21 protein-coding genes and 1 pseudogene are annotated in these 23,107 nt (G+C 63.1%); 11 read left to right on the forward strand and 11 right to left on the reverse strand.

Features of this window, described 5'->3' with window-relative positions:
* The first annotated feature begins 72 nt into the window (after positions 1 to 72).
* The 3 genes from OKW30_RS34680 (at position 73) to OKW30_RS34690 (ending at position 1,691) form a co-directional block, all read left to right on the forward strand.
* On the forward strand, positions 73 to 378 hold the full coding sequence (locus OKW30_RS34680; protein ID WP_184007176.1) for a DUF4148 domain-containing protein: 306 nt from the start codon (positions 73 to 75) through the stop codon (positions 376 to 378).
* Between the two features lie 14 nt (positions 379 to 392).
* A complete protein-coding gene (locus OKW30_RS34685) occupies positions 393 to 530 on the forward strand; it encodes a hypothetical protein (RefSeq protein WP_429348858.1) in 138 nt (45 codons plus the stop codon).
* A 180-nt stretch (positions 531 to 710) separates the two neighbouring features.
* Entirely contained in the window at positions 711 to 1,691 is a 981-nt protein-coding gene (locus OKW30_RS34690) for an aldo/keto reductase (protein ID WP_429348859.1), read from the forward strand.
* A gap of 149 nt (positions 1,692 to 1,840) precedes the next feature.
* On the opposite strand, the gene OKW30_RS34695 is transcribed toward OKW30_RS34690, so the two are convergent.
* From OKW30_RS34695 to OKW30_RS34725, 7 genes are all read right to left on the reverse strand, one after another.
* Positions 1,841 to 2,746 (reverse strand): cation diffusion facilitator family transporter, encoded by a 906-nt coding sequence (locus tag OKW30_RS34695; RefSeq protein WP_429348860.1) that lies wholly within the window; start codon positions 2,744 to 2,746, stop codon positions 1,841 to 1,843.
* 172 nt (positions 2,747 to 2,918) lie between these two features.
* A complete protein-coding gene (locus tag OKW30_RS34700; protein ID WP_429348861.1) occupies positions 2,919 to 7,757 on the reverse strand; it encodes an NAD-glutamate dehydrogenase in 4,839 nt (1,612 codons plus the stop codon).
* 185 nt (positions 7,758 to 7,942) lie between these two features.
* Entirely contained in the window at positions 7,943 to 8,803 is an 861-nt protein-coding gene (locus OKW30_RS34705; RefSeq protein ID WP_184063050.1) for an alpha/beta fold hydrolase, read from the reverse strand.
* The gene (locus OKW30_RS34710; protein WP_429348862.1) at positions 8,800 to 9,834 is read right to left on the reverse strand and encodes a M14 family zinc carboxypeptidase; all 1,035 of its coding nucleotides are present in this window, start codon (positions 9,832 to 9,834) and stop codon (positions 8,800 to 8,802) included. Before OKW30_RS34710 ends, OKW30_RS34705 begins: the two co-directional genes overlap by 4 nt.
* 363 nt (positions 9,835 to 10,197) lie before the next feature.
* Complete coding sequence (locus OKW30_RS34715) at positions 10,198 to 10,986, reverse strand: hypothetical protein (protein WP_429348863.1); 789 nt, start codon at positions 10,984 to 10,986, stop codon at positions 10,198 to 10,200.
* Positions 10,987 to 10,996: 10 nt separating this feature from the next.
* Positions 10,997 to 11,665, reverse strand: coding sequence for a M35 family metallo-endopeptidase (locus tag OKW30_RS34720; protein WP_187631327.1), 669 nt, complete (start codon positions 11,663 to 11,665; stop codon positions 10,997 to 10,999).
* A 45-nt stretch (positions 11,666 to 11,710) separates the two neighbouring features.
* The gene (locus OKW30_RS34725; RefSeq protein WP_429348864.1) at positions 11,711 to 12,118 is read right to left on the reverse strand and encodes a hypothetical protein; all 408 of its coding nucleotides are present in this window, start codon (positions 12,116 to 12,118) and stop codon (positions 11,711 to 11,713) included.
* Between the two features lie 614 nt (positions 12,119 to 12,732).
* Here OKW30_RS34725 and phnC point away from each other — a divergent pair.
* Genes phnC through phnE form a run of 3 tightly spaced genes read left to right on the forward strand, consistent with a single transcriptional unit; the run spans position 12,733 to position 15,490 of the window.
* Positions 12,733 to 13,617: a phosphonate ABC transporter ATP-binding protein gene (gene phnC / locus OKW30_RS34730; RefSeq protein WP_429348865.1), complete on the forward strand. Its 885-nt coding sequence runs from the start codon at positions 12,733 to 12,735 to the stop codon at positions 13,615 to 13,617.
* Positions 13,618 to 13,676: 59 nt separating this feature from the next.
* Entirely contained in the window at positions 13,677 to 14,654 is a 978-nt protein-coding gene (gene phnD, locus OKW30_RS34735) for a phosphonate ABC transporter substrate-binding protein (protein ID WP_184025290.1), read from the forward strand.
* Positions 14,651 to 15,490 (forward strand): phosphonate ABC transporter, permease protein PhnE, encoded by an 840-nt coding sequence (gene phnE, locus OKW30_RS34740; protein ID WP_187631331.1) that lies wholly within the window; start codon positions 14,651 to 14,653, stop codon positions 15,488 to 15,490. Before phnD ends, phnE begins: the two co-directional genes overlap by 4 nt.
* A 423-nt stretch (positions 15,491 to 15,913) precedes the next feature.
* Here the strand turns inward: phnE and OKW30_RS34745 are convergent, their stop codons facing one another.
* Entirely contained in the window at positions 15,914 to 16,258 is a 345-nt protein-coding gene (locus tag OKW30_RS34745) for a DUF4148 domain-containing protein (RefSeq protein WP_184063058.1), read from the reverse strand.
* Between the two features lie 254 nt (positions 16,259 to 16,512).
* Between OKW30_RS34745 and OKW30_RS34750 the strand changes: the two genes are divergently transcribed.
* Positions 16,513 to 17,040, forward strand: coding sequence for a thioesterase family protein (locus OKW30_RS34750; protein WP_184063060.1), 528 nt, complete (start codon positions 16,513 to 16,515; stop codon positions 17,038 to 17,040).
* Positions 17,041 to 17,042: 2 nt separating this feature from the next.
* Positions 17,043 to 18,008 carry an alpha/beta hydrolase gene (locus tag OKW30_RS34755; RefSeq protein ID WP_429348866.1) on the forward strand — a complete coding sequence of 322 codons (966 nt, stop codon included), beginning with the start codon at positions 17,043 to 17,045 and terminating at the stop codon, positions 18,006 to 18,008.
* 41 nt (positions 18,009 to 18,049) lie between these two features.
* Here the strand turns inward: OKW30_RS34755 and OKW30_RS34760 are convergent, their stop codons facing one another.
* A complete protein-coding gene (locus OKW30_RS34760; protein WP_184063064.1) occupies positions 18,050 to 19,012 on the reverse strand; it encodes a response regulator in 963 nt (320 codons plus the stop codon).
* A gap of 608 nt (positions 19,013 to 19,620) precedes the next feature.
* Between OKW30_RS34760 and OKW30_RS34765 the strand changes: the two genes are divergently transcribed.
* Positions 19,621 to 20,415 (forward strand): hypothetical protein, encoded by a 795-nt coding sequence (locus OKW30_RS34765; RefSeq protein ID WP_429348867.1) that lies wholly within the window; start codon positions 19,621 to 19,623, stop codon positions 20,413 to 20,415.
* A 12-nt stretch (positions 20,416 to 20,427) separates the two neighbouring features.
* Here OKW30_RS34765 and OKW30_RS34770 read toward each other — a convergent pair whose 3' ends face one another.
* Together OKW30_RS34770 and OKW30_RS34775 are read right to left on the reverse strand one after the other, a co-directional pair.
* Positions 20,428 to 21,102, reverse strand: a complete 675-nt coding sequence (locus tag OKW30_RS34770; protein WP_018423463.1) for an HAD family hydrolase — start codon at positions 21,100 to 21,102, stop codon at positions 20,428 to 20,430.
* Between the two features lie 182 nt (positions 21,103 to 21,284).
* Positions 21,285 to 21,932: a hypothetical protein gene (locus tag OKW30_RS34775; RefSeq protein ID WP_429348868.1), complete on the reverse strand. Its 648-nt coding sequence runs from the start codon at positions 21,930 to 21,932 to the stop codon at positions 21,285 to 21,287.
* Between the two features lie 106 nt (positions 21,933 to 22,038).
* Here OKW30_RS34775 and OKW30_RS34780 point away from each other — a divergent pair, with 106 nt between their 5' ends.
* Complete coding sequence (locus OKW30_RS34780) at positions 22,039 to 22,791, forward strand: TerC family protein (protein WP_429348869.1); 753 nt, start codon at positions 22,039 to 22,041, stop codon at positions 22,789 to 22,791.
* 7 nt (positions 22,792 to 22,798) lie between these two features.
* Positions 22,799 to 23,060 (forward strand): annotated as a pseudogene (locus OKW30_RS34785) (zf-TFIIB domain-containing protein).
* Positions 23,061 to 23,107 lie beyond the last annotated feature (47 nt).

Raw genomic sequence — 23,107 nt, forward strand, 5'->3', positions numbered from 1 at the left:
CACCGCGTCGACGTCTACATTTCACGCTGTCGCAGCGCCATCGCGCTGCCAATGAATCGACAGGAGTGAATCATGAAACGCAATCTGTTGGCAGGCCTCGCTCTGTCGCTGCTCGTCAGCGTTCCGGCATTTGCGCAAGGCGGCGGCGGTATCGGCCGCGCGGGAACGTATGACACGCAACCGGCGCCGACCGCGAGCACGAAGACACGCGCCGAGGTCAAGGCCGAACTGGTCGCCGCGTATCGCGACGGCTCGCTGCCCTCACTGAATCGCACCTCGTATCCGGACAAAGGCCTGATCGGCCAGACGCAAGCCGCGCGCATCGCGTTGCAGGAAGGAACGAACGGCGAAGTGACGCGAGTTGCGAAGGGCCAGTAACGAGTTAGAAGAAGTTGATTCAGAACCCGGCGCGCTTGCGGCGCAAAACTGCGCGCCTCTTCATCAAGGAGCACATCATGACACCATCGGAACTCGACAACTGGAATACCGACACGCCCGTGTGGACACCGTATCGCCCGGTACGGCATTGAGCGTTGGCTGTCGTTCACGGCACTCGGCGTCATGCGCCCGCGAAGTGGCTTCGCGGGCGCATTTGCATTGAAGCGATCGAAAGCGGTGCGGCCCGTGACGACGCGATTGCCGTCGTTTCCCTATAATCGAACATCCTTCCCTCGCAGCGGGTTTGTGCGCTTCACTATAGGAGCAACACGATGGATTATGTGAAACTCGGCCGCACCGGCCTCGATGTATCGCGTCTCTGTCTCGGCTGTATGAGTTATGGCGTACCCTCGCGCGGCACGCACCCTTGGTCGCTCGACGACGAAGCCGCGCGGCCCTTCATCAAGCAGGCGCTCGATCACGGCATCAACTTCTTCGACACGGCCAACGTCTATTCGGACGGCACCAGCGAGGAAATCGTCGGCCGTGCGCTGAAGGACTTTGCGAAGCGCGATGAGATCGTGCTCGCCACCAAGGTCAATAGCCGCATGCATCCGGGCCCGAACGGCGCGGGGCTGTCGCGCAAGGCGATCATGGCGGAGATCGATAACAGCCTGCGGCGGCTCGGTACCGACTATGTCGACCTGTATCAGATCCATCGCTGGGACTACGGCACGCCAATCGAAGAAACGATGGAAGCGCTGCACGATGTCGTGAAAGCCGGCAAGGCGCGCTATCTCGGCGCGTCGTCGATGTACGCATGGCAGTTTGCCAAGGCGCTGCAGGTGGCCGAGCGCAATGGCTGGACGCGCTTCGTGACGATGCAGAACTACGTGAATCTGCTGTACCGCGAGGAAGAGCGCGAAATGCTGCCGCTGTGCGAAAGCGAAGGCATCGGCGTGATTCCGTGGAGTCCGCTTGCCCGCGGACGCTTGACGCGCGACTGGGACACCGAAAGCGCGCGCTCGGAAACCGATGAATTCGGCCGCACGCTGTACGCGCACACGCAGGAAGCAGATCGGCGTATCGTCGAGCGGGTCAGCGAGATCGCGAAAGAGCGCGGCGTGCCGCGCGCGCAGATTGCGCTAGCGTGGGTGCTGCAGAAGAAGCCGATTACCGCGCCGATTGTCGGTGCTACCAAACTGCATCATCTCGACGATGCGGTTGCGGCGCTCTCGTTGAAGCTCAGTGACGACGAAGTTCGCCGGCTCGAAGAACTGTACGTGCCGCATGCGGTGGCGGGGTTCAAATAAACGCTGTGAAGCGTACTGGCATCCAGTCGGGACGGGCGGAATGACCCGCGATTGCAGCGCGCGTCGCTTCGCCTCATCTCGCCTCCTCTCGCCTCCTCTCGTCCGCGGGGTTCATGGACCCGATTCATGCCCGAGTGGAGAAGTCTTCTTTAATTGCGCGGCACATCCGGTTCGAAGAACACCCAGTGCACCTGAGGAAACGTGGCCTGCAGATCGGCCTCGATGACGTTGATCGCATCGACCATCGCGCGGCCGCTCGCGTAGTCGATCATTTCCGCCTGCACCGCCACCACCACGTGACGCCCCCACTGCAGCGTGATCATGTTGATGATGCCGCGAATCTCGGGACGCGCGCGCAGATGCGCGTCGATGGCGCTGCGCACTTCCGGGCTCGCCGATTCGCCGACGAGCATCGACTTCACTTCACGCGCGACGAGCCACGCGATCGTCATCAGCAGAAAACCGATCCCCACCGAGCCGAGCGCGTCATACACGGGGCTGCCGGTCACCATCGTCGATAGCACCGCGACGAAGGCGATCGCGAGACCGAATAGCGCGGCGATATCTTCGCCGGCCACGACCAGCAGATCCGATTCGCGCGTCTCGCGAAACCAGTGCCACAGATTTTTATCCGGATGCGTCTTGCGAATCTCCTTGACCGCGCCCCACAACGATAGCGATTCGAGCACCACCGACACACCGAGCACCGCCAACGCGACGAACGCATATTGCAACGGCTCGCGCGCAATCAGTCGATGCACGCCCTCATACACCGAAAACGCACCGCCGACGAAAAACAGCAGCAACGCAACCAGCAGCGAATAGAAGTTGATTTCGCGGCCGCTGCCCATCGGATGCAAAGGGCTCACCGGCTTGCGCGCTTCGCGCAGTCCGAATAGCAGCAGCAGTTGATTGCCGCAGTCGGCGGTGGAGTGAATCGCTTCGGCGAACATCGATCCGGAGCCGGTGAACGCCGCCGCGGCGAACTTGCAGACGGCGATGCCGAAGTTGGCGGCGAGTGCGTAGAAAATGGCTTTCGGCGATTCTTCTTTCATCTGCTGGCGGGGGTCGGTGAGTGGGCTGGGTATTGTTGGGTATTGCACGAGCGCAGTGATCGGCAAGTACTCGATATTATGGATGACAACGACACACCCGGTCGCAGGAATCGGACCTGATGTGCCGTCGTGCCGCCAGTTCCCCAGGCGTCCTTTGCACCATTCGTGCGGCTCACGCCCTCTCTAGCGCCGCCATCTCCCGCACGACAACCAGCAGCACCGAAAGACTCGCGCCGCCCGTCGCGCGCAGATCGGTGAGCAGACGCGTATAACGCTCGAGCTGTGCCGCGCGTTTGTCGCGCCACGCTTGCACCAGCGAATCGGGCGTCGACGCATCGGTCGCGCCGGCCAATGCGCTCGTGGTCAGCGCGCGCTTGAGCCGCGCGAGTTCGGCGAGCGCAGATGCGCGCGCGAGCATGTCCCAATGCGTCGGCGCCGGCAACGAGGCGGCGCGCTCGCTGATCCAGCTGTAATTCAGCAGCGTGCCGAGCGCGAAGTAGACGCCCGCGACCTGTTCGAGATTGCGCCCGCACGTCGACGCGACTTCGGCGATATCGAGCAGAGCGGCCGACACCTCGCCGCTCGCGATCCGCACCGCGAGATCGCTATCGACACCCGCATCGACGAACACCCGTTGCCGCTCCGACAACGCTTCGAGGTCCGCGCCAGGCAACAGCGCCGGCCATTGTGGCGCGAGACGCTGCGCGGCGTCGCGACAGCGCGCGAGCAGGCCGGTCACGTCGTCGCCGGCCGCGCCCGTTTGCAGATGCCGCAGGAACCACAGCGCCGAACGTTCGACGAGCCGCGCGACCTCCGCGAACATGCGTGCCTGCACGTCGTCGGGAACGCGGTTGTCGAGCGCGTCGATGCTGCGCCAGATCTGATCGAGATCGAACACGTCGCGCGCCATGATGCACGCGCGCACGATGTCGCCGGGCTGTGCATCGGTCTCCTCCATCAGCCGATGCACGAACTCGCAGCCGACGCGATTCACGAGCGCATTCGTCAGATGCGTCGCGAGGATTTCACGGCGCAGCGGATGGCGCTGCATCGGTTCGCGGAAACGCTGCCGCAGAGGTTTCGGAAAGTACTCGATCAACATATCGCTGACGAGCGGATCTTCCGGCATCGACGATTCGAGCAGCGCGTCATAGAGCCACATCTTGCTGTACGCGAGCAGCACCGCGCGCTCGGGTGTCGTCAGTCCCTGCTTCGCGGCCGCGCGCTCGGCGATGTCCTCGTCGGTGGGCAGAAACTCGATCACGCGATTGAGCCGCCCCGCCTTCTCCAGATAGCGCATCAGGCGCGCTTCGGCATCGAGCAGCTCCACGCCAAAACGGCCCGCGATCGACAAAGCCTGGGTCTGATAGTAGTTGTCCGTCAGCACGAGCAGACCGACTTCATCGGTCATTTCGGCAAGCAACGCATTGCGCTGCTTCTCCGTCATCTCGCCGTCGGCGACGACGAGGCCCAGCAGAATCTTGATGTTGACCTCGTGATCCGAGCAATCGACACCGGCCGAATTATCGATCGCATCGGTATTGATGCGGCCGCCGCGCTGCGCGAACTCGATGCGCCCGAGTTGCGTCAAGCCGAGATTGCCCCCTTCGGCCACGACCTTGCAGCGCAGATCCGCGCCGTTCACGCGGATCGCGTCGTTCGCGCGATCGCCCGCCTGCTGATTGGTCTCGCGGCTCGCCTTCGCATAGGTGCCGATGCCGCCGTTGTAAAGCAGATCGACCGGCGCCTGCAGAATCACGCGCATCAGCTCGGCCGGCGAGAGCGCCGCCGCGCTGATCCCGAGCGCCGCCTGCACCGCCGTCGACAGCGGAATCGTCTTCGCGCTGCGCGGGAACACGCCGCCGCCGGCCGAGATCAGCGACGGATCGTAATCGGCCCAGCTCGAACGGTCGAGCATGAAGAGCCGCGCGCGCTCCGCCATGCTCGCCGCGGGATCGGGATTCGGATCGAGAAAGATATGGCGGTGATCGAACGCGGCGAGCAGCTTGATATGCGGCGACAGCAGCATGCCGTTGCCGAACACGTCGCCCGACATGTCGCCGACACCGACCACCGTGAAGTCCTCGCTCTGCGTGTCGACGCCGATTTCGCGGAAGTGCCGCTTGACCGACTCCCACGCGCCGCGCGCGGTGATACCCATCTTCTTGTGGTCATAGCCGACCGAGCCGCCCGACGCGAACGCGTCGTCGAGCCAGAAACCGTATTCCTGCGAGATCGCATTCGCGTAGTCGGAAAACGTGGCCGTGCCCTTGTCGGCGGCGACGACCAGATACGGGTCGTCGGGGTCGTGGCGCACCACGTCAGGCGGTGGCACGACGTCGGTGCTCGCCAGATTGTCGGTCACGTCGAGCAAGCCGCGCAGGAAGGTCTGATAGCACGCGACGCCTTCGCGCATCCACGCATCGCGCTCGCTCTGCGGCGGCGGATTCTTGACGACGAAGCCGCCCTTCGAGCCGACCGGCACGATCACCACGTTCTTCACCATCTGCGCCTTCATCAGGCCGAGCACTTCCGTGCGGAAATCCTCGCGCCGATCAGACCAGCGCAGGCCGCCGCGCGCGACGCGCCCGCCTCGCAGATGGACGCCCTCGACGCGCGGCGAATAGACCCAGATCTCGAACATCGGTTTCGGCTCGGGCAAGCCGGGCACCTGGGCGGGATCGAACTTGAACGACAGATACGGCTTCGGTTGGCCCAGAGCGTCATGGCGGTAGTAGTTAGTGCGCTTGGTCGCCTTGATCACGCCGAGGAACTGCCGCAGGATGCGGTCTTCGTCGAGATTAGGCACCTGGTCGAGCGCGCTGTCGATCGTCTCCAGACAAACGTTGACGCGGGCCTCGCGTACCGCGCCGAGCGCCGGATCGAAGCGCGCGATGAACAGGTCGACGAGCATGCGCGCAATTGCCGGATTGCCGGTCACCGCGCGTTCGATATACGCGTCGCTGAACGTCGAACCGACTTGCCGCAAATACTTCGCGTAAGCGCGCAGAATCGTCACCTCGCGTGCATTGAGCTGCGCGCGCAGCACGAGGCGGTTGAAGTCGTCGCTTTCGATCGTGCCGGTCCACACCTGCTCGAACGCCTGTTCGAACAGATCCTTGACCCGCTCGATGTCGAACTCGGTATCGTCCGCGAGTTCGAGGCCGAAGTCGTGGATCCACGCGGGCATCGCACCGGGCGCCTCGATCAGATGAGGCCGCTCTTCGTCGACGCGCACGCCCAGATGTTCGAGCATCGGCAAGCTGCGCGACAGTGCGATCGGCAGCCCCGTGCGATACACCTTGAAACGGAACGCGCGCGGTCCCGATTCGATCGGCCTGTACAGGTTCATCGCGAGCCGCTCGCTGCCCTGCACGCGCTCGATCAGTTCGATATCGCGCACGGCCGTGCGCGCCGGATAGTCGTCGCGATAGCCGGCCGGGAACGAATCGGCGTAGTGCTGCAGCAAACGGTTGCCCTGCTCTTCTCCGTACGCGTCGAGCAATGCGTCGGCCAGATCGTCCTGCCAGCGTCGCGCGACCTGCACGAGGCGCGCTTCGAGCTCGCGCGTGTCGACGCTCGGCATGCCGCCCGCTTTGGCATGGACGACGAAATGAATTCGCGCGAGCGTCGACTCCGACAGCAGCGGCGTGAATTCGACGTTCTCACCATTGAATGCGTCGGCGAGCAGGTTCGCGATGCGCTGCCGCAGATCGGTGTTGTACTTGTCGCGCGACACGAACACGAGGCACGATACGAAGCGATCGAAGCGATCGCGCCGCACGAACAGCCGCGTGCGCTGATGCTCCTGCAAACGCAGCACGCCGAGGGCGGTGTCGTACAGCTGGTCCTCGTCGGCCTGGAACAATTCGTCGCGCGGATAGGTCTCGAGCACCGTCACCAGCGATTTCGCCAGATGACCTTTCGGCAGGAATGCGGCGCGTCTGACGATATTTGCGCATTTGCGCCTCACGATCGGAATCTCCGCGGCCGACACGAAATAAGCGGTCGACGTATACAGGCCGATGAAGCGCCGCTCGCCTGTCACCTTGCCATCGGCGCCGCTCAGCTTGATGCCGACATAGTCGAGATAGCCGGGCCGGTGCACCGTGGCGCGCGAATTGGCCTTAGTCAGAAAGATCGGCGACGACCCGGAGATGATCTCCGCGGCCGCCGGCGGCAACGGCGTGACTTCCGCCGCGCCGCCCGGCTGCAGCGCCTCGCGCAGAATGCCGAGACCGGAGCCCGCGACCGCCCGCAAACCGAAGCCGCCGTCGTGCTGCACCAGTTCGTAATCACGGTGGCCGAGGAACGTGAAATGATCGGCGACCATCCATTCGACGAACGCGCGCGCTTCGACGCCCTCGGGACCGGTTTCGCGCACCTTCATATCTTGAATGGTCTGCTTCGCGCGTTCGATGATCTTCGGCCAATCCTCGACCGCCGCGCGCACGTCGCCGAGCACGCGCGCGATGTCGTCGCGCAACGCGTCGAGTTTTGCGGCATCGCCACAACGATCGACCTCGAAATGGATGCACGAGGTCAGATGCGAGCGCGTATCGCCGGCTTCTTCGGCACCTTGGCTCACGCGCGCGATGCTGCCGTCCGGCGCGCGCCAGACCCGAAATACCGGATGGACGACCGAATGCAGCGCGAGCCGATGCCGGTTGACCGACATCGAGACCGAATCGACGAGGAACGGCATGTCGTCGTTGACGATTTCGATCACCGTGTGATCGGAATGCCAGCCATGCTGTTCGAGGATCGGGTTATACACGCGCAGCCGCTGCTCGCCCGGCACGAAGCGCTGCGCGGTCTGCCAGTGGGCCAGCGCCGCGCCGTACAGATCGGCGATCGAGCGGCTTTGCAGATCGCCCGCGTCGACGAAATCGTAGTAATGCCGCAGGAAGGGTTCGACGATATTGAAGGTCGGCTCCGGCAACCGCCCCCGCGCAAATTCGACAACATCGTTCAGCAGGTGTGTGACGGCTTCTTCGTTCTTTGCTTGCATGATCGACTCCCCTGGCTGGCGGCAATGGTGAGTATCGCGTGATTCGCAGGCAACGTCTGACTTGGAATTATGCGCCTGCCGTACGCGATACGGCCGTTTCGCGCAGTCAGGTAATACCCGCTGACCGGTCGTCGAAGAATCGCCAGGCTCTGGCATCGCTGCGGCGCGGCAACGCCGTGCGCGGCTCAACGCGCGGGCTTTGCGGGCGCCGGTGCCGGCGCGGCCGCATCGCTATTCTCGGCGCGCTGGGTGAGCCACGCGCGAATCTGCGCGGCCGTCCATGCGGGATCGTCATGGGGTAGATCGTGGCCGGCCCACGGATGCTTGCGATGCGGCGCGCCCCACGCCGCCGCGAGCTTCGCCGAACAGACCGGGTTGACGAGCCCATCGGCTTCCGACGACAGAATCAGCAGTGCACACTCCGGCGCGGCGGGCGCCGCGCTAAAGCACGCGGCCGCCCACAATTGCCGCAGCGCATTCGCGCGGCTCACCGGCGCGCTGCGGCGAATCGCAGTCCAGGCAGCGAGATCCGCGCCCAAGGTGTGGAGGTTATTGCACGTGAGTCGATGGATGCCGCTCTCGGCATCGGCGGCATCGCTCCAATGCGCCGCGACGCCGAGCAGACCAGGCCACGCCGACGGCCGCAGCCGCTCGTGCATGCGGCTGAACGGCCGCATGCTCGTATTGATCAGCACGAGCCGTTCGATCTCGCCGGGATGACGCTGTGCCCAGTGGGTCGCGACCATGCCGCCGAGCGACATCGCGAGCACGTTGTAGGGGCCCGGCACCCCCGTTTCGAGCGCCGCCTGCCGCACGAATGCGACCATGCCCGCGACGCTCGCGGGCGCGCGCCGCCGCACGTATTCACCGTTGCCAGGCAGATCGAGCAGCAGCAAACGCAAGCCGGTCGTGCTCGTTGCGGCTGGGGTTGCATCGCGCAAGCGATCGCCCGAAATTTGACCCAGGGTTTCGCGCAACGCCGCCGGCAAGCTCCCCCAATGCCGCGTTTCCCGCGTCAGTCCGCGCAACAGAATCCATGTGCTCATACGCGATCCGGCCTGTACCAGTGATCGAGCGCGCTTTGCAGCAACTGCTCGCGACGGTTGCCTTGCGGCAGCCAGCGCTGCGCCGAAAACGCCGCGCGCGCGAGGAAGTCGAACAGGTTCGCATGGCGCCGCAGCACGCGCGCGGTGCGATGCTCCATGACCGGATTGAACATGCCCTGCCGCGAAAACAACTGCCGCGGGTTTTTCTTGATCCACAGCCACGAGCCGAGTTCGAGCGTCATCGGCAGAAAGACGTTCGGCGCCGGCGTGCGGTCATACGCGTAGTCCCACAGATCGCCGTGCACCAGATACTGATGGCTTTGCGGCTCGAACGTGTAGCCGTGATGCGGATGCGCGTGTTCGAACATGCTCTTCAACACGTACATTTCGGGCAGATGCCGCATCTGCCGGCGGGTTCGGGCGTACGGAAACCAGATGCTGTCGCTCCAGCCGTAGCCGGAATGGCAATCGAGCGCGATGCTCAACGGCCGCGCGGCGAGTTGCGTCTCGACTACATGCAGCAGCGCGGCCGCCTCGACCTCCATCGGCTCGCCCGCGCGGCCGCGATACCAGGGCAGCCAGGCGCCGACGCGCTGGCCGCCCGCCAGCAGCGGCACGCGCGCGTCGGCGTCTTGCGGTGCGTTGCGCATCAGGTCGACGCCGCGCGGATTCGCGCGCGTCGCTGCCCACATGCCGCCGGGATTAACAATAGGGCAGAAATATAGCCTGATGGATTGCAATTGCCGGACCAGCAATTCGTCCCATTCGAGCCGCGCGAGTAGCGCCCGCATATAGTCGAGCACGAGTTGCGAGCCGATTCGCTCGAGTCCGTGAATGCCGCCGATAAAACCAATAGCGGGCGCGCGCGAATCGGATGAACCGATGCTCGCGGTGTAGACGGAAAAGCGCCGGCCGCGCACCTCCGTCTCGCAGATGACACGGATTTCGAAGCTCCCGCTGCCCTGGTCCAGGATCGACTTGAGGTCTTCGTATTCTTCGAAGCTATCAGGTAGGAAGCTTATAGCCGGCATGGAAGGTCAATCGGAACGTTGGAGGGACGGAGTCCGGAACCCGGTGCGCCGCACCGCCCCTAATATATCCGTCTGCTGTGACAGTTGCGCAGGTCCAACGTTGGCTGATGCACAGAGGCTCGCCATACCCATGCGCGAGCGCGGGAAAAATCGGTAGTCGGGATGTAGCAAGTGCCAAGCCCATTACCGGTGTCTGACCATAACTCACAGCCGGTCGGAGAGGTGCGGGCGAATGACGAAGATTGCGGCTTTTTTACAAGTCGGGTGCGGCGGACAGACGGCACTGCGGATTCCCGCCGAAGCGGGGTGTCATTTCAGGCTATCTCACCTTGCGACAAAAGAAAGACTGACCATAGTTGTCGATCAGTCATCGTCCCTCACGGGATACCGGTCCGCATCGACCTTCATCTCGATCTTCGTGCGTTCGGGACCAAGCAACTGCATACGCTCGGTACGCCCCTGATCGTCAGTCACCCCAATGTACTCCTGCACGCTGGTTGTCACGCGGTAACAAGTATCTGCTAGAGGTTTCCGATTGCCGGAGCCGTCGTTCCCGATCAGAGTCAACGATTTTTCTTCAGTTCGCGCGGTCCACACCTCAGTTTCGAGAATACGGACTTTCGTCGGTTCGCGATTGTCTCCACACGTAAAGCGGTTGCTTCCGGGTGCTGGACCCGGTGTATCAGCCGTTACCGCATAGCTGGCGACTCCCTGTAGCTTTGGGCTATTACATAGGTTCTGACATCCCGAAGACGGACAGTTTGGAACGAACTTGACACCGATCTGCCATTTGTTATCTGGATCGACCTTGCCCCTGCTCAGTTCGATGACCCGTTCATAGACGTGTATTTTTTCCTTGTCCAAACCTAGTTGAACCAGGAACGCCTTGACATTCTTTCCTCGCAAGGCAGCAAGCTCTTTTGGATTCCGCTCGGTTTCAAAAGCTGCCGCATCGACCTCCACGCTCGCGCCTTCCGTTGTCCAATCCCTTGCTGTCAGATAGTGGCGAGTCAGAGAAAGACGGTCACTATTGCCTACATCAGCAGTGTTAAGCGGCAATTGCATGTTGTCCTGAAGAAAGACTGAGCAGGCATGCGATTGCAACGATATCGCCACGGCGACTGAACCCAAAGCGCAACGGATAGATTTCATGTTCATATCGTTAGTGGAGTGCCAAAACGTACCAGGCAATACTGTCTGCGTTGGTTATTGCACGATAAGCGTGATCGCGCGCTAACCACGTACAGGCTGTGTACCCATACCCTCCCGGATGATCCCCGGAGCCAAATGTGTCTATGAAATGTGTGCATTCGTGAACAATCGTCAGTTGCATTGAAGACAATCTGGACGCAGATTTCTGAGGTAATGCGCAGAAATCCCGATTGATTGCAATGGTATGTGTAGCCGTATCGGGAGCGCATACGTGCGCAACCTGTCCCTCGAGATTTTTCCTACCAGGCACACAACCCGTAGCCCTGTCTTGCTGTGAATCGACACGTACGAAGTTTCTTGCGGTCAGCCCATTCATAACGGGTATAAGTGCCTTCAGGCCACTCATAAGTTTGGTACGGGTATCTTCGTCTGAATTTCCAAACCATTGTTTTACTCTCGTTTGAGCGGCGGCATGCCAGTTGGATAACTCCTGAACTCTGAGTTCGATCACCCTGACTGCATCGTCGCGCAACGTCAACACAACCTTTCTAAATTCGGCATCGCTCATGTTGTAGCAGATTGGCGGCCCGCTGATATCCACGGTAACTGTAACCATTGAATTTGGGTCGGCATTCGTAACTGCTGAATTGTGAACGGTTACGAATTCATAATCTGACATTGTGCTAATTCTCCGAAATTGAAAAATGAGGCTGTCGCTCTATCGCTATACAGCAGCGTCAATGGAAAGCTGCTGCGGCTTATCTGTCGGAATGCGCTGCGTGCGCCCCTGAGAATCCGTTACGCCACTCGCAATGACCCTCGAACCAGCGCTCACCCGGTAACGCACACCCACCAGTCGCTTGCCCGTAGAGTCTCTGAGCGTGAACTGTTCATTGAACCGTTTGGGGGCACGCTCGCGACAGTTGCAAGCCCATGCGTAACCAAGGGCTTCGGCCATGTCGTAACCGTTTGAATGCGACTTCAGCCTATCTAACGGAAACCATTCTCCGGTTTCAACGTTCAGCGCCATTGCAGACGGCATTGGCGGGAAGTTTGAGTATATTGAATAGGTGACACGGCAAAGCAGACATTCTTCCTTGTCCCCGGCGCCTTCCTGTTTCTGTTGCTCCATTTGACCTCCTCTGATTTTCCAAAACCCACCCGACAAATTAAACATCTAGATGAGTTATCGTCAACGCTTTTAATTTGAGATTTAAACAATTTGACAATTATTTACGGTGGTTCCAGGCATCTCATTTTCAGGGTGCATCTTTCCGATATTGCGACTCCACAAAAGATGCGGCATTGAGCCGCCTTTGCGGTAAATGATCGACGCCGGTCAGTGCTTCGTTGAGAAAGCGTTCATGGCCGTCAGTTTGTCGTTCGCACCTTGCGCAGCGTCAGCGAGAAGCGCTGCCGCGTCCGCCTGTGTCAGCCGTCGGTTGGGGAGCCCCTTGGCGTCAAGCGCAAAACCGGTGAACAGTTCCTGATCGCTACGATTGTCGCGTCGTACGTTTGCATGCGAATCCTGTCATCCGTATGTCACTGTCCGTTCGCATCACTGACTTGGCGCTGACTTCGCAATGACTTCGTTTTGCCATCCTGACGACACATGACACAGCGGAAAACGCGACGCATAAAGATGTAGTCGTCTAGACGTTGCGATGCCTTCACTCAACCGTCACAGTCGCTTCCTAGAATGTGCCCACACCTGCCGGCAGTGGCCGGATGCAAGAGGGAATACAGATGGAAGCGATCCATGAAGCTATTCGAATCGAGCGTTTGAGCAAGACGTTCGGTAACGGCCGCAAAGCGCTCGACGAAATCGATCTGCGCGTCGCGCCCGGTGAAATGGTCGCGCTGATCGGCGCGTCCGGCTCGGGAAAATCGACGTTGCTGCGGCTTATCGCGGGCTTTACCGCGTCGGACGCGCAGCCGTCGCAAATCGAGATTCTCGGCCGGCCGATCCAGCAAAACGGCCGCATCGTGCGCGAGGTGCGCAGCATTCGCCGCGACATCGGCTTCGTGTTCCAGCAGTTCAATCTGGTGAACCGGCTGTCGGTCGAAACCAACGTGCTGATCGGCGCGCTCGCGCGCCTGCCGTGGTGGCGGCGTCTCTCCGGCCGCTTCCCGCGCGCGGAACGCGCGCTGTCGCGGGCCGCGCTGCACGAGGTCGGGATCGGCGAACATGCGCGCGAGCGGGCCGCGAACCTGTCGGGCGGTCAACAGCAACGTGCCGCGCTCGCACGGGCGCTCGTGCAACGTGCGCAAATCGTGCTCGCCGACGAGCCGATTGCCTCGCTCGATCCCGAGTCGTCGCGCCGCGTGATGGACATGCTGCAAGCGCTGAACGTCGAGCACCGGATCACGGTGCTGGTGTCGCTGCATCAGGTCGACATCGCGATGCAGTACTGCCCGCGCACGGTCGCGCTGCGTCGCGGCAAGGTGGTCTACGACGGCCCTTCCTGTGCGCTGACACCGGCGCTGCTAAAGAAACTCTACGGCGGCGATGCGCGCGAACTGCTCGACGACGCGACGCACGACGCAGACGAAACTCACGACGAGCCTGACGCCCCCGACACCGCCGCCGCGCGCTACGCGTTCGCGTTGAACGCCGCGCCGTCGAACTGAACCACGCACGCTATCGCGCGCTTTTGATTCTCTCCGTCCACTCAACCGGATCTCAACCGATGAAATTCCTGCGCTCCCTGATCACGCTCGCGGCCGGCGCTGCCGCTTTCGCCTGCATCGCCGCGGCCCACGCCGAGGACATCAACCTCGGGATCATCTCGACCGATTCGTCGGCGGTGCTCAAGCAACGCTGGGAACCGCTGATCGATGACATGAAGAAACAGACCGGCCTGAACGTGAAGGCATTCTTCGCGACCGATTACGCGGGCATCATCGAAGGCATGCGCTTCAACAAGGTGCAGGTCGGCTATTTCGGCAACGCGTCGGCGATCGAAGCCGTCGATCGTTCGAATGGCGAAGTATTCGCGAAAGCGCAGCACGCGAACGGCGACAGCGGCTACTACTCGCTGCTGATCACCAACGTGAACAGCCGCTTCAAGACGCTCGACGACGTGTTCAAGGACACGAAGAGCGTGACGCTCGGGTTCGGCGATCCGAACTCGACGTCGGGCACGCTGGTGCCTGGCTACTACCTGTTCGCGAAGCACAACGCGCCGGTCTACACGTCGTTCAAGAGCGTGCTGCCGTCGAGCCACGAAGCGAATCTGCTGGCCGTCGTCAACAACAAGATCGACATCGCGACCAACAACAGCATGATGATGGAAACGCTCAAGCGCGAGCATCCGGACAAGTTCGCGCAGGTGCGCGTGCTGTGGACCTCGCCGCTGATTCCTTCGGACCCGCTCGTGTGGCGCAAGGATCTGCCGGAAGCGACGAAGGACAAGCTGCGCAAGTTTTTCCTGAACTACGCGAAAACCGATTTGCACGAAAAAGCGGTGATGGCCGGCATCACCGAGTACAGCGGCTTCGAGGCATCGTCGGATCGGCAACTGCTGCCGATTCGCGAGATCGTGCTGTTCCAGCAAAAGCAGAAGATCGAGAACGATGCACATCTGTCCGATAGCGACCGCAAGACGCAATTGGCCGCTCTCGACGCGAAGCTGAGCGCGCTCAGCAACGCACAGTCGAAGCAATGAACTCCGCCGATCTGAGCACGTCGCCCGCGCGCGCGAGCGAAGCGGCCGCCGCGCGGACGGCGCAAGCGAAAGATCGTGCCGGCAAGCGCACCTGGTGGTCGTTGCTCGGCTGGATCGCGGTGCTCGCGGTACTCGGCGGCGCGTGGCACGGCGCCGACATGCGGCCGCTCGATCTGCTGAGCGACTCGGCCAACATGGGCCAGTTCGCCGCGGACTTCTTCCCGCCCGACTTCACCGAGTGGCGCAGCTACGTGCACGAGATGTACGTGACGCTGGCGGTCGCAATCTGGGGTACCGCGCTCTCCCTCGTCTGCGCGGTGCCTTTCGGCCTGATGTCAGCGCACAATCTCGCGCCGCAGTGGGTCGTGCAGCCGATGCGCCGCCTGATGGACGCGTGCCGCGCGATCAACGAAATGGTCTTCGCGATGCTGTTCATCGTCGCGGTCGGCCTCGGGCCATTCGCCGGCGTGCTCGCGCTGTGGGTGCATACGACGGGCGTGCTCGCCAAACTGTTCGCAGAAGCGGCCGAGGCGATCGATCCGCGTCCGGCCGAAGGCGTGCGCGCAACCGGCGCGACGCGCCTCGACGAAATTGTCTATGCAGTGCTGCCGCAAGTGCTGCCGCTGTGGATCTCGTACGCGCTGTATCGCTTCGAGTCGAACGTGCGCTCGGCGATGGTGGTCGGCATGGTCGGCGCGGGCGGCATCGGCGTCGTGCTGTACGAAGCGATCCGCTCGTTCAACTATGCGCAGACGGCCGCGGTGATGATCATGGTGATCGTCGTCGTGACGGTGATCGATCTCGGCTCGGCGTGGCTGCGTGAACGGGTGATCTGAGGATGGCGCGCGTTCGCGCGCGCGGCACTGAGCAGCCGGATTCAAAACTGACAGCACGGGCGAAGCGCACTGCCGCTCCGCCCGTTTTTTTCCGCGTCACCTGCACTCGGTGCTGCAGGGGGGTGATCTCGATCACCGGGCAATGCCAACACTTCTTCCGCGCCTCATACCGCCGCTTTCCACCGCACAAAGCCCCTTCGCTTCGATCATCCACTCCGCCATTCCGGCCTTCTTGCTGCCGCTGCCGGCGCTGGCCACGTGGCCCGCACCGAGGATGCGCTGCTGGTCGGTGCCCGCGCCCGTCGGGCTCACGACGAACGGTGAACTGAAGCCTCAGCCCGTGCTGTCGACCGCGCCGCTCGTCAGATTCGACGGCGTCGCGTTGCTGCGCTTCGGAAGTGACGTTAGTTGTACACGCTGCAATCAACGCGTGTAATTCACCACCGGCACGGAATACGAAGTCGGCGCGAAATCGGTGCGGCCACTGCGCTGCGACGAGCCATTCGACGGCGCACCGTAGCCGCTATTCTGCGCAGCCTGGTTTTGCGCCGCGACCTTTGCTTCGGCCGCCTGGATATCGGCCGGATAGTCGATCACGTTCGCATTGGACGGATCGTAACCCGCCTTTTCGAGCTGAATCAGCTCGGCGCGGACCTGGGCGCGCGCGAGCGGCTGATCGGCCGGATTCGACTGGGCAAACGCCACGAGCGGCGCGGCAACGAGAGCGGCGATAGCCCCTGCTTCGATCAGCGACCTGATGGACTTCATGATTTCCAACCTCCCGAGATGGCTTCATGCGATTGCCGCGGAGCCTGGTGCGACCATCGGCCATCCGCAGCGGTTAACGCAGTTTAGAAGCCGGTCGAGCCACGTAGTAAGCCCTGAACCATGAATTCACTGTTGCCATAGCGGCCACAATTCGAGGCCACCACGTTCCGGCGCAGCCTCAACGCGATGCACTACACTGATAACGCCCAACGACGCGCCGCAGACATCGCATTCGATCGAGGAGATAGACGCTCATGTCGCACCCCGTTGCCCTGCCCTCTTACCGCGACGGCGTGCGCGCCGAATGGGTCGACTACAACGGCCACATGCGCGACGCGTTCTACCTGCTGATCTTCAGTCTCGCGGTCGACGGGCTGATCGATCTGATCGGCCTGCCCGATGCGGTGCGCAAAGAGCGGCATCGATCGATCTACACGCTCGAGGCGCATCTCAACTATCTGCATGAAATCAAACAAGGCACGCAGGTGCGTGTCGACATGCGCGTGCTCGGCTGCGACGCGAAACGTATTCACGTGTACTTCGAAATGTTTGCGCTGGACACGACGCAAAGCCAACGCACCGGCCCCGTCGCCGCGGGCGAGCAGATGCTGCTGCACGTCGATACCAGCGGACCGCGCGGCGTTGCTTTCGATCCGGACGTCAAAGCGCGCGTACACGAACTCGCGCAAGCCCATGCGGCATTGCCGCCGGCGCGTTTCGCGGGACGTGTGATCGCTTTGCCATGCGCAGTGCAAACGGGAAACACTACTCAAACGGAGTGACCATGCTCGAGCCGGAAATCGCCGCCTTTATCGAACGAGCGAGCGCGCTCTATCCGTCGCATCACGCGGCGATGACGCCGCGCGAGCAGCGCGAGCTGTATGACCGCTACGCCGCGACGTTGACGCCGCCACTGCCCAGCGAACTCACCACACGGGACGCAAGCTTTCGCACCGACGCGGGCCATGCGATCCCGCTACGGCTCTACCGGCATCCAGCGAAGGCAAGCGAACACAGCATGATCCGCGGCACGGTGCTGTATTTTCATGGCGGCGGCTTCGTGCTCGGCTCGCTGAACAGTCATCAGATGGTGACGGCGCGCCTCGCCGCCGACACCGGCCTCGACGTGATCGCGGTCGACTACCGGCTCGCGCCTGAGCATCGCGTGCCGGCCGCACACGACGACTGCCTCGAGATCACGCGTGCCGCGTTGAACCACCGCCTGCCGTTCGACCTCCCAGAGCGCGCCGCATTGCAACTCGCGGGCGATAGCGCCGGCGGCACGCTCGCGGCAAGCGTCGCGCTACGCCTGCGTGACGAATGTGCGAGCGGGGTGCGCGGCATCGCGCTCGTCTATCCGATGCTCGGCACCGAGCCGCAATTGCCCGCGCGAGACACCGAGTCCGATGCGCCGATGCTGACGCTCGCGGACGTGCTTAAGTTTCGCGACGCTTACTGGGGAAAAGGAGAGGAAGCCGACCCAGCGCCCGGCCCCGCGTGGACGATCCCGCTCGCCGCAACCCGCTTCGACGGGCTGCCGCCGACGCTTGCCATCGGCGCCGAGCACGACCCCCTACGCGACGACGCGCGCGAGTTCGTCGAGCGAATTCGCGAAGCTGGTGGAGATGCCCGGCTGCTGGTCGGCACGGGGCTCGTGCATGGATGCTGGCGCGCGCTTGAAACAAGCCCCGGCGTGCAGGCCATGCACAGGGCTGTATGCGAATTTCTCCGCGAAAACGCACGCCATTAGCGCGGCGATATGCACCGCCGCGCCCGGCGCGTTATCGCGGCTCAGCGATTGCGGTCGCCGCGCCACTGCGCGAACGTGACGAGATCGAGGCCGACTTCAGCCGGCTCTATGCGGGTCCAGCCGAAGAACGCATCGTCCCAGCCAGGAATGCTTTGGGGCGTCAGCGACCGGAACTTCATGCCGCCACGATACGCGAGGTCCGGCCAGAACAGCGGCATCACCTCGCGCGTGGCGAGCTGGCGCAGCAGGTCGGACGGGCCACCCTCGTCGGCGACGATCTCGCCCTGCGAGATCCAGTCGTTCTCGGCCCACGCGACGAACACGCTCGGGTTGCCCGCGGCGTCGAACATCAGGATCACGTTCTGCTCGGGCCGCCAGTAATACTCGACGATGCCCTGAGCGGCCACCACTTCGTCGATCATCTTGCGCGTGCGCGGATCGCAGTAGGTCATGCCGTTTTCGCCGAGCGCGAGCCAGCCCGACTCCGCGCAATGGCGGCTTTTGGCGTCCTTCAGAAAGTGCGTGAGGCGATTGGCGGAATCCGCGTCGGTCTTGCGCAGGTACAGGTCGACGATGCCGGCGTTGAAGGCCTTCACCGCGACGGTTTCATCGGCGACGCCGGTGAGCAATACCTTCGCGCAACGCAGATGCGAGATCGACGACAAAAACTCGACGCCGTCGATGCCCGGCATGTCGTAGTCGACGACGACCGCCGCCACTTCCTCGAAGCGCGACGGCTGCGCGACGATGTCGCGCTCCGCCGAGGTCTCGACGAAGCGCTCGACGCCCGGTTCGCTCAGACACGCCGACGCGGCCGCGAATTCGAGCGAATTCTCGCGTGCGTGCTGGCGGATATAGTTGAGGGCCGCTTGCGGACGCGTGAAAAACAGGTTCGTGTAGGTGCCCGGGAAGAAACGGCGGAGCGCGTCGAGGTAGCTGTCGTTGTCGTCGACGAAAACCACTGTGGACGGATAAAAAACGGGAGGTCGAATAAAGTTGTTCATATCTTCACGTGTTTCTCACGCCGCCGCGAAGGTCCCCGACCGACCGGTCGGTCGATCTGACGTTTCGCCAGGCGACTGCCCAAGGAATGCCGGGCGATGCCTCGCCCGCGGGTCCGCATGATCAATGGGTTCTTGTCGCTACTACCGGTGACCGCCTGCCGTCGCTGTTCGCGCCGCTATCGGCGCTGTTCGCGCGTCTCGGGTGGCGCAGCCTGGCGCGGGCCTGCCGGCATGTGCGCTGCGAGCCAGTTGCTGCAAGTCGCTTTCACACGCCGGATAATCGAACCGTGGCTGCCGGTCGTCTGCAATGGTTCGTATAGTACAGGCTCCGCGCATTGGCGGCACAACTTAAATCGCATTCCTGCAGGCGCCGGCCGCGCAATTGCGGGGGACTAACTGGTCGAAAAAGAAAATCGCGGCACGCGGAAAAAATGTCCGCTTCCGTCGTGCCGGCGAATGGCTTTAGCGGCAAGCGCGCGCCGTTCGTGCCAGGTCCGTTCGGACATCAATCATCGTGGCGCGCCGCAATATGCCGACAAGAAGCGTCGATGTCGAAATGGTCGTTTATCATCAGTCAATCGCAGTTGCTTAATGGTTGTTGCTTAGATATGACGAATACCGGCAAGATGATGATAGTCGGGCTGCTCGTGGTCGATGCGGGCGTCGCCGGTTATCTGCTGTACCCCAGGGACGATCAGGCGCCGGCCATGACCGGCGCGGTGACCCGCAGCGTCACCGGTGCGGTGGAATCGGAACCGCAGACCGATGCGACGCGTGCCGCTGGCGCCAGCGTGAGGCCTGCGCAACCCGTGAGTCCGCCCGCGCCGCAATCGGCGCTGCCGCAGATGGAGTCGGCCACTCCGGCTCCGGGAGCCGCTCAGGCACCTGCTGCGGCACCTGCTGCGGCGCCCGCCCCCGCCCCGTCCCTGCCCGCCACAGCGGCCGCGCCCGTGCCGGGCGTCACGCCCCAGTCGAGCCAGACCGCGAGCGGCCGCATCGATAACGCGGCGCCGCCCGCGGCCAATCCGGCCGCAGGCACGCACGCCCCCTCGAAGTCGCAGTCGTACGCACAGGAAAAAGCTCAACCGAGGCCGCAGTACGGGCCGCGCATCGACCAGACCCATGCCCGCCGGCGCGACGACACGCACCCGAATGGCGCCAACCCGGTCGCCGCGATGCTGACGGACCAACTGGTCAAGGAATCGGCGAAACCCGACCCGTCGCTACCGATGCCGTCCGGCGTCACCGTGCCGTTGCAGTCTGCCAATCCCCCGGGGGCTGGCGCGGGTAGCGGCCGCGGCACGAATCCGGTCGCGTCGGCGATGACCGATCGGCTCGTCCGCGAATCGTCGAAGGTGGGACCGACGCAGCCCGCCGCGGAGCCGCCCATCATCAAACCCTGAGCGACGCGGGGCTCACGGCCGCGACGCCACCTCGTCGAGGTGCGCGAGCAGATCGGCCGGATCGTCGTAGACGCGCAACGCCCCCGCGCGCTCCAGTTCCTCGGTGCCATAGCCACCCGACAGCAGGCCGACACCGAGCGAGCGGCAGCGGCGGGCCGCAAGCATGTCCCAGATGCTGTCGCCGACCACGACCGTGTGCTCGATCGACACGCCGAGCCGCTCGGCCGCGGCGAGGAACAGGTCGGGATCGGGCTTCGCGTATTTGACGTCGTCGCGCGTGACGACGACCGCCTTTGCCGGATCGACGCCGAGCGCCGCCAGATTCAGCGCGGCGGTTTCCATCCGCCCGCTCGTCGCGACGGCCCACGGCGTGCCGGCCTGGGTCAGCGCGTCGAGCAGTTCGCGCGCGCCCGGCAGCGGACAGACCTGGGCGCGCATCCGCTGATAGGCGGCCGCATGCGCGTGCCGCAGCCGTTCGGCGCGTTCGACGCTGATCTCGCCGTGTGTCTCACGCAGCAACTGGTCCGTGAACAGCCCACCGCTCATGCCGATCTTGCGATGGATGCGCCAGACGGACAGCGGGATACCTTCGCTGTCGAGCGCCTCTTTCCACGCCAGCACGTGCTGATAGACGCTGTCGACGAGCGTGCCGTCGAGGTCGAAAAGAAAGGATGTCTGGATGCGCATGCCGGCCTCCGGTGATGATGGGTTCAATCACTATGCCATGTGTCGATGAAACGGCCAGGGCGGCTCGTCGCCCTTGACGACGCTCACGGTCTCTACACGATGTGCGCAAATTCCCACAGATGGGCGCGTATTTGCCCCGATTTCGCTTTACCACGGTCTCACGTTCGAGACGATGAACTCGTTCAGCAAAGGCCGGCAACTTCGCGAACAACCGCTCGTACGGCTTCGGCCTTTCGTACGCGCAGGGCCCGCCGGGCGATTCGGTGTTGTCGCACGCGACTCTCAACACGCTGCCGCCGTCGTCGACGAATACGCGGGTGGCGGTCACGGTGGGCATGCGTCACGCGTTCTGATCTCGCGCGGCGCAGGCGTGGCGCGCCGCGACAGTGCGATGCCCTCACGACTGCGCCGCCGCGATCACCTGCGACGCGAGCGCATGATGCTGGCCGCGTCGCGAGCGGATTGCGTGAATCTCCTCGATCACGCCGTCCGCGCGGCCGAGCCAGCGCAAGCTCCGACAGCAGCTGCGCGGGCTCCCCCTCGTGACACAGCAGCCTGAGCGACGGCGTGGCCAGCACCGGCGCGAGCAACGCGTGCGCGGCGAGCTTCGAAATCCCATCCGACAGCCCAACCGCGAGCCGCACCGAGTCCGCGCCGCTCGCTTCGCGCATCTCGTCGAGCAACGCCTCGCCCAGCTGGAAGATTTGCTCCGCGCGATCGAACGCCTGCTCGCCGGCCTCGGTCATCGCGACGCCGCGCCCGGCCGCGCGCGCAAAGCCGCCCTCCTTCACGACGATCAAGAAGTAGTACAGGTGACGATAGTTGAGCATGCTGATCCGATACTTCGAAAAATCCGAAACGACTGGTTCATTCGAACCGCGAATAGGCCCATGATGGCTGTTCCGCCGCTCGCGGCGCACTCGATTACGCCACCTCATGGACTCCCTGTTCGCACTCGTTGCCGATCCCGCCGCGTGGGCCGCGCTCGTCACGCTGATCGTGATGGAGATCGTGCTCGGCATCGATAACCTGATCTTCATTTCGATCCTCAGCAACCGCTTGCCGGAAGCGCAACGCGCGCGCGCGCAGCGCATCGGGCTGCTGCTCGCGCTGGTGATGCGGCTGCTTCTGCTCAGCACCATCGCGTGGATCACGAAGCTGACCGCGGTCGCGTTCACGCTGTTCGATCATGGCTTTTCGTGGCGCGATCTGATCCTCGTCGGCGGCGGCCTGTTCCTCGTGTGGAAGGCAACCACCGAAATCCGTCAGCACATGATCCCCGATGACGAACTCGCCGCGAAAACCAGCTCGACCGTGCAGTTGACCTTGGCGGCCGCGATCGGCCAGATCATCGTGCTCGACCTCGTGTTTTCCGTCGACAGCATCATCACCGCGGTCGGCATGACCGAGCACCTGCCGATCATGTTCATCGCGGTGATCGTGTCGATCATGGTGATGCTGTTCGCGGCGCAGCCGCTCGCGCGCTTCATCGATCGCAATCCGACCATCGTGATGCTGGCGCTGAGCTTCCTGCTCGTGATCGGCATGACACTGATCGCCGATGGTTTCGGCTCGCACGTTCCGAAGGCGTATATCTATGCGGCGATGGCGTTTTCCGCGTTCGTCGAGGCGATGAACATGCTCGCGCGGCGCGCGAAAACGAAACGTCTGGCAAGCAGCGAGGAGTGATGCCGTGATGAAATGCCCAGTCTGCAAAACGACCGGTTTGCTGATGACCGAGCGCCGCTCGATCGAAATCGATTACTGTCCGGACTTGCCGAGGCGTATGGCTCGATCGCGGCGAACTGGACAAGTTGATTGCGCAGGATGACGGCGACGGCTCGCGGCGCGGCGAGCGTGCCCTGGAAAGCGAGCGGCAGCGTTACGAGGAGCGTCGCGACGAACATCGCGGGTATCAAAAGAAGCGCTCGATTTTCGATGTGTTCGACTTCGACTGAACGCTTCGGCGGCTTGGCGCACGCAAATTCCAGCCGCCGTTAGCGCA

The organism is Paraburkholderia sp. Clong3 (assembly GCF_050436485.1).
GTDB lineage: Bacteria > Pseudomonadota > Gammaproteobacteria > Burkholderiales > Burkholderiaceae > Paraburkholderia > Paraburkholderia tuberum.

What these genes read in the sequence shown, in the direction of transcription:
- OKW30_RS34700 (WP_429348861.1), bottom strand. Translation starts at nt 7,757, where the DNA reads ATGCAAGCAAAGAACGAAGAAGCCGTCACACACCTGCTGAACGATGTT.
- OKW30_RS34770 (WP_018423463.1), bottom strand. Translation starts at nt 21,102, where the DNA reads ATGCGCATCCAGACATCCTTTCTTTTCGACCTCGACGGCACGCTCGTC.
- OKW30_RS34725 (WP_429348864.1), bottom strand. Translation starts at nt 12,118, where the DNA reads ATGGAGCAACAGAAACAGGAAGGCGCCGGGGACAAGGAAGAATGTCTG.
- phnC (WP_429348865.1), top strand. Translation starts at nt 12,733, where the DNA reads ATGGAAGCGATCCATGAAGCTATTCGAATCGAGCGTTTGAGCAAGACG.
- OKW30_RS34745 (WP_184063058.1), bottom strand. Translation starts at nt 16,258, where the DNA reads ATGAAGTCCATCAGGTCGCTGATCGAAGCAGGGGCTATCGCCGCTCTC.
- OKW30_RS34690 (WP_429348859.1), top strand. Translation starts at nt 711, where the DNA reads ATGGATTATGTGAAACTCGGCCGCACCGGCCTCGATGTATCGCGTCTC.
- OKW30_RS34780 (WP_429348869.1), top strand. Translation starts at nt 22,039, where the DNA reads ATGGACTCCCTGTTCGCACTCGTTGCCGATCCCGCCGCGTGGGCCGCG.
- phnD (WP_184025290.1), top strand. Translation starts at nt 13,677, where the DNA reads ATGAAATTCCTGCGCTCCCTGATCACGCTCGCGGCCGGCGCTGCCGCT.
- OKW30_RS34715 (WP_429348863.1), bottom strand. Translation starts at nt 10,986, where the DNA reads ATGAAATCTATCCGTTGCGCTTTGGGTTCAGTCGCCGTGGCGATATCG.
- OKW30_RS34705 (WP_184063050.1), bottom strand. Translation starts at nt 8,803, where the DNA reads ATGAGCACATGGATTCTGTTGCGCGGACTGACGCGGGAAACGCGGCAT.
- OKW30_RS34695 (WP_429348860.1), bottom strand. Translation starts at nt 2,746, where the DNA reads ATGAAAGAAGAATCGCCGAAAGCCATTTTCTACGCACTCGCCGCCAAC.
- OKW30_RS34765 (WP_429348867.1), top strand. Translation starts at nt 19,621, where the DNA reads ATGACGAATACCGGCAAGATGATGATAGTCGGGCTGCTCGTGGTCGAT.
- OKW30_RS34710 (WP_429348862.1), bottom strand. Translation starts at nt 9,834, where the DNA reads ATGCCGGCTATAAGCTTCCTACCTGATAGCTTCGAAGAATACGAAGAC.
- phnE (WP_187631331.1), top strand. Translation starts at nt 14,651, where the DNA reads ATGAACTCCGCCGATCTGAGCACGTCGCCCGCGCGCGCGAGCGAAGCG.
- OKW30_RS34750 (WP_184063060.1), top strand. Translation starts at nt 16,513, where the DNA reads ATGTCGCACCCCGTTGCCCTGCCCTCTTACCGCGACGGCGTGCGCGCC.
- OKW30_RS34775 (WP_429348868.1), bottom strand. Translation starts at nt 21,932, where the DNA reads ATGCTCAACTATCGTCACCTGTACTACTTCTTGATCGTCGTGAAGGAG.
- OKW30_RS34755 (WP_429348866.1), top strand. Translation starts at nt 17,043, where the DNA reads ATGCTCGAGCCGGAAATCGCCGCCTTTATCGAACGAGCGAGCGCGCTC.
- OKW30_RS34760 (WP_184063064.1), bottom strand. Translation starts at nt 19,012, where the DNA reads ATGAACAACTTTATTCGACCTCCCGTTTTTTATCCGTCCACAGTGGTT.
- OKW30_RS34720 (WP_187631327.1), bottom strand. Translation starts at nt 11,665, where the DNA reads ATGTCAGATTATGAATTCGTAACCGTTCACAATTCAGCAGTTACGAAT.
- OKW30_RS34680 (WP_184007176.1), top strand. Translation starts at nt 73, where the DNA reads ATGAAACGCAATCTGTTGGCAGGCCTCGCTCTGTCGCTGCTCGTCAGC.